This is a genomic window from Mongoliitalea lutea (assembly GCF_014652135.1).
GTDB lineage: Bacteria > Bacteroidota > Bacteroidia > Cytophagales > Cyclobacteriaceae > Mongoliitalea > Mongoliitalea lutea.
Genome location: NZ_BMYF01000047.1, coordinates 1 through 2654, shown reverse-complemented (window position 1 = coordinate 2654; position 2654 = coordinate 1). Strand labels below are relative to the sequence as shown.

Here is a 2654-nt window from a genome sequence, read left to right as displayed (position 1 = left end):
TTCTTAAATCGGCCTTGCTGAGAGGCTATTAATTTACAAAAAATCTTGCCATGATGCTGTCCTGCGTTAGCTTACGAAATCAACTTTTTAAAAGTAGGGGGAATGACGTATAACGGTTCTCAGCTATACGCAGGCAGGGATTTTTACCACAGAACTTCCTACGAAGAACAGAACTTCAAATTTACCACTTTCCTGTCCTACGAAGCACGAAACCCCTGCTTGCGTATAGGTGATGTTATCGGGTCGGCCTTCTGTTTTCATACTGTTTCTTCCGTTAAATTCATCATCATATTGTAGTGTCCTTCGTGGTTGGTCAATATAAAAATGTCTTTAAATACTTTTTTATACATTTCTATTGTCCTGTCCTGTAATTCTATAAACAAGTCGTCATTTATACTATGTGAACCGTCATTAATCCAAGAGATTAACGACCTGCAAATTTCCTGTTCTTCCTTAGTTGGAAACTTTAGTATCAATTCATCGTCACCTAATTTGCCAAGTAATTTAAAGTAGTTTTCAATTATTCTCCGCATTACATTTTGAACTGTCAAACTTGACTTTACTTCTTCGCTTTTTAATTCTTGCCATAGAAGTCCGTATGAAGATTGGATAGGATTATCTATTCCAAAACTTTGAATGCCTGTTACCTTGTCATTCTTTCTTAGTATCCAAAAATTAGTCTTGTTGCAAGTTTTTGTTCTGCCATCAATGAATGAAACTTCCTTATGAAAGTATACATTATGAGTTAAGAGGATTAACTGCTTTATTGCACCTAAGTCAGCTTTGATATTCTTAATTATTTCCTTGATTAATGTGCTTACAACAAACAGTACATTACTATCAAGACTTGAAATTGGGTCATCAATCACCAAAACCCGTTCATTGTTTACTTCATCTTCTGATAAACCGCCCTTAGCAAGTTGAAGGAAATATAAGAAAGTGATAAATGTGATTTCTCCTTCACTTAGAGTTGTTTCTGCAATGGTGCCATCTTCTCGCTCAATTTGATAAAATCCTTCTTCTTTTGTAGGAACGATTGCAAAGTTTAGGAAACCATATGACTTTAGGATTCGGTTTATTTCATTGATTGTAGGTTGAATGCTCGTAACATTCTTGCTTAGGTTTTTTACTTCAACATCTAATTTGCTGTATTCGTCAAGTTTTTCCTTTCGTTGCTTTTCTAGGTTTTCGATACCCTTTTCTAATCCGCTTTTTTTGGTCGTAAATGCCGCAATTTCATTTTTGTATTCATCAACCAAGTATCTCCAAATAGATTTTATCAGATTACTTCGTTCAGTTGAGTAATTTGCTACAATGTCATTGTGTTTCTTTATTTCAGAATTCGCTGAATTGATTAATTCGCTGATAAAATCTAGTTGCTCTTTTAATGAAATTAGTTCAATGCTTCTGCTTGGTTCTTTAACCTTATTGAGTAAATATTCTGTATTTGCAGCATTCTGACTAATTAGAGTCTTTAAGTATGCAGATAATTTATCAATGTCTAGTTTAGAACTACTTAAAGACTTTTGATTTGATTCAATAGTATTTAATTCGTTAATCAAATTTTGCGTAAGCAAATTATATTCTTGCTTCAGTTCCTTAAGAGATTTAATGTCATTAAGGTATGTTTCATCAAAGAAACTTTCAAGTTCACTTTGAAAGTTTTCAGTAATGGTCTGTTGCTGGCAAAATGGACAAGTTTCATCTTGAATATATTCCCTTCCTTGATTAACCCAATCGTTAATGTTTAGTCGTTGAATGAGTTTTGCAATTTCAACATCTGCTTTACCAACTATTATTTTTTTCCAAATTACGTTCAACTCAATTTCAGAGATTCTGTCATAGGAAATTTGCGTAATTGGCTGAATTGGCTGTGGTTGTTGTCCAAATATAGTTTTAGACTTTTCTCTTAGCTTTTCAATTGTTTGTAAAACTGTTGTATTTGAAGCAGATTCTTGAAGAAGTTTGTTCTTAAAAGTTTCTTTCTGAAGAGTTCCTGTAAATGCTTCCTTAAATTCTGTTTCATACTTTTTGTAAACCTTCGTCCAAGTGACTTCTTTAAATTCATTTTCAGCGACTTCCTTGTCAGCTTTCAATTTGTCCAAAGTTTCTCTTTTTTGAATGCCTTCTGCTTTAAGTACTTTTAGTTCTTCTGTTTTATCTTCAATTACCTTTATTTGTTCAGCTGTTGCTTCACCAAGAGTAAAAACACCATTTAATTTTCCTTTTCCAAAGTTCCGTTCCCTAAATCCTTTGTTGTAAACCAAAACTTTTATTGGTAGGTCATTTTTCCATTTTATTGAGCTCTCTTTAAATTTTAGGTCGGTCTTGTCGTGAATAAGATTTGAAATAGTTGTCTTTCCACAACCATTTGCTCCGTAGACAAAATTTATCTTTTTCAAGTCGTTTATTTGAACGCCTTGATTGTCGTATGTCGCAACATTTTTAATGTCGATTGTTTCTATCATACTTCAATTTATTTTCTACGGTTCTGTTTTTTTAGGCTGCCCGATAACTTACTTATATGTCTGAAAACCCCACCCATATATACCCTACGGAAGCTTGCTAAGTCTGATTTTTCAGTCGTATTTTCAACTCCCTAAACCTACTAAATACCCTCCAACGAAAAAATACCCTGATCAGGGTATTTATTT

The 2654-nt window shown here is 33.3% G+C and carries 2 protein-coding genes; both read right to left on the bottom strand.

Annotation, left to right across the window (positions count from 1 at the left end):
- Positions 1 to 123: 123 nt before the first annotated feature.
- On the bottom strand, positions 124 to 261 hold the full coding sequence (locus tag IE080_RS19265) for a hypothetical protein (protein WP_189586795.1): 138 nt from the start codon (positions 259 to 261) through the stop codon (positions 124 to 126).
- Complete coding sequence (locus IE080_RS19260; RefSeq protein WP_189586793.1) at positions 258 to 2468, bottom strand: AAA family ATPase; 2211 nt, start codon at positions 2466 to 2468, stop codon at positions 258 to 260. The genes IE080_RS19265 and IE080_RS19260 overlap by 4 nt, the downstream gene beginning before the upstream one ends.
- Positions 2469 to 2654 lie beyond the last annotated feature (186 nt).

Coding starts and splice junctions, on each gene's coding strand:
- IE080_RS19265 (WP_189586795.1), bottom strand. CDS start 261: ATGAAAACAGAAGGCCGACCCGATAACATCACCTATACGCAAGCAGGG.
- IE080_RS19260 (WP_189586793.1), bottom strand. CDS start 2,468: ATGATAGAAACAATCGACATTAAAAATGTTGCGACATACGACAATCAA.